This is a genomic window from Methanospirillum sp. (assembly GCF_028679455.1).
Taxonomy (GTDB): domain Archaea; phylum Halobacteriota; class Methanomicrobia; order Methanomicrobiales; family Methanospirillaceae; genus Methanospirillum.
The window spans coordinates 1-2,792 of sequence record NZ_JAJRBM010000321.1; the positions used below are offsets into that span (position 1 = coordinate 1).

The following is a 2,792-nucleotide window of genomic DNA, read 5'->3' on the forward strand; positions in this document are numbered from 1 at the left end:
AAATTACGATATGTTCCATTCGGAATAAAAATCTCAAATGTTGCTCCCTTCCCTGCTTTTCCGGTCTCCCGGATGCTCATTCCGGTAATTGACAAAATCTCATGAATCAGAAACAACCCAAGACCGGTATTTTCTCCAACCCCACGTTCAAAAATCTTTTCTTTCATATCATCTGGAATGCCAATCCCGTTATCTTCCCAGATTATAGTTATCCCTTCATGTTCAGAACGATAGAAAACACGTATCTCCGTTACGGTCTCACCATGTCTGATGGAATTATCGAGAAGGTTGAAAAATACTCTTTCAAGCATTACATCTCCATAAAGTTCCAGTTCGCGAACTTCTGATTTGAATACAATTGCATCCGTTATTGGTAATCGATCCAGAATCAGAGCGATCTTCTGCCACTGGGGTTCAGTAGTACCGATGTCCTGATATATTCGAGTAAATTTTATTTGTGTTTTTATCTGCTTCATCACCGATTCTATTTTGTTACAGGTACCAATCAGATTTGGATCTGTGACCTCATCTTTCGCCAGATACAGGAGGCTTAAAACTATGAGGATCTTATTTCGAATATCATGCCTGGTAATACTCGCCAGCAGATTGAGTTGTTTGTTTGCCTGCTTGAGTGCTTCTACTGCCCGTTTTCGATCAGTAATATCCTGGCTGATAATTTCATGGTAGAGGAGGGTACCATTTTCATCCCTGACCGGTCGTGAACTTAGCATACCCCACATGGTTTCTCCGTTCTTACAACGGAACTGGGCTTCAAAATTTTTCAGATAACCTGTTTTTTGTATAATCTGAGTTGCCTTTTCACCGAAAGAGGGATCCACAAATACCTGGGAAACGACATCAGGGACCGACTGGATCAACTCTTCTGGGGTCTCATACCCCAGAAGTTGAGCAGCCTGAGGATTTGCACATTGAAATTTCCCTTCTGGGGATAATTTGAATATTCCTACAACTGCATATTCAAAAATGTCACGGTACTGCCTCTCACTCTCTAATAGTGCTTTTTCTGCGAGTTTTCTATCAGTAATATCCTGAAATGTCCCTTCTATCCCTATGATTTCCCCTGCTGAATTGTAATTAAGGTGACAGGCTGCTAAAACCACCACCGGTTCACCTGTTTTTTTCCTGAGAATGATTTCATAATTGGCAACGCTGCCATTTTTGTAGACTTCTTCAAGAAATTTTTTATCGTCTTCAGGATGATAGTAGAAATCCTCTGCGATATTCCGGCCGATACATTCAGATAGATCATCATATCCAAGCAGTGATGCCCACGATTTACTTGCCCTAATCAGTCTGCCTTGGGTATCACTACGATAATAGACCGTCTGAATCTGGTTCAGCAGATTGGTATACTCCTTATTGGCTTCGATCAGTTCATCCTCTACTTTTTTTCGGTCTGATATATCCAGCAGGGATGCAACATTTTGTAATCGATCTGGAATTACATCAATGGTTAAAACGATGTAACGTATCTCTCCTGAACGGGACTGGAACCTGAACTCGTAATGCATGAGTGGTTTATCCGGATTTTGTCTTTGTAACCGATGTTTGGTTTTCATCATCTCAAGATCTTCTTTAAAAACAAATTCCATCCAGGTTTTTTTATTCTCAATCTCGTCTTTTGAATATCCACTGAGCCGTTCGAATTCTGAATTTACCAGACAGATAGTACCATCATTTTCCACGAGGACGGTTGCAGTTCCGGTTGTCTCAAATAATATCCGGTATTTCTGTTCACTTTCATGTATTGCCTCTTCCGCCTTTTTATTATCGGTAATATCGCGGCCTACCGACTGATATTCTATTAATTTTCCGAAATCATCAAAAATCGCATGGTCGCTCCACCGTTGCCAACGAATGCTGCCATCCGGCATCATGATCTGGTGCTCGATACTATCTGCCGGGTGTTCAGGAGTCAGGGAGGCAAAAAAATGTTGTACCCGTTCTATATCCTCAAATGGTATTTCTGGTTTGAACCGGTGTCCGATGATCTCTTCCCGTCTGAAACCGAAATACTTACAGTATGCGTCGTTCACAAAAACATGTGTCCCGTCAGGAAGGAACCGGGCAATAAACTCGGCCTGTTCTTCTACAACATTCCGATATCGCTCCTCACTCGCTTGCAGGGCTTGTTCCAGTAGTTTTTTCTCGGTAATATCCCGAACTGATTCAATAGCACCAATCCGGTTATTATGAATATCATACAGGGGTGCTCCGGTTACCCAGATATAAGCCCCTTTTCCTCCAAATAATGCCGGAGCAAATGTCTCTGCATTCAGGGTCTGTCCTCTTTTCTTGAATGACTGATATTGTGAGGATATCCCTTCGTCTTCCTTTTCGTTGAGATCGAGTAATTGTTTTCTTCTGGCACCATAGAATGGGACCGTATAGGCATAGTCACCCTGGCCAAGCATATCCTCCTTGCTAATACCGGTCATCTCTACCATGGCCCGATTCCATGCAATTACCATTCCTTCATTATCAATGGCAAATGTTGCATCCGGGAGAAAGTCAATAATGTCATTAACTTTTTTCTGATATTCAAGGAGTTCAGATTCAGCACGTCGTCTCAATACAGTGTGGCGAATTGTGTTAGAGAGTTCTGCAAACTGTGCCTCAGGATCTTCGCTCTTCTGAATGTAGAAATCAGCACCATTATTTAATGCCTCGATAACTACTTTTTCATGTCCTTTTCCGGTAAGTATGATAAATGGAGTGAGATCCCCTTCAGATTTCAGACGTTTGAGAAATTCAATACCATCCATCTTTGG

General features: G+C 41.8%; 1 protein-coding gene. It reads right to left on the reverse strand.

Annotated elements, in window-relative coordinates:
- Positions 1–2,786 (reverse strand): PAS domain S-box protein (locus tag LUQ50_RS11165; RefSeq protein ID WP_300039913.1); only part of this gene is annotated, 2,786 nt, incomplete at its 3' end.
- Positions 2,787–2,792 lie beyond the last annotated feature (6 nt).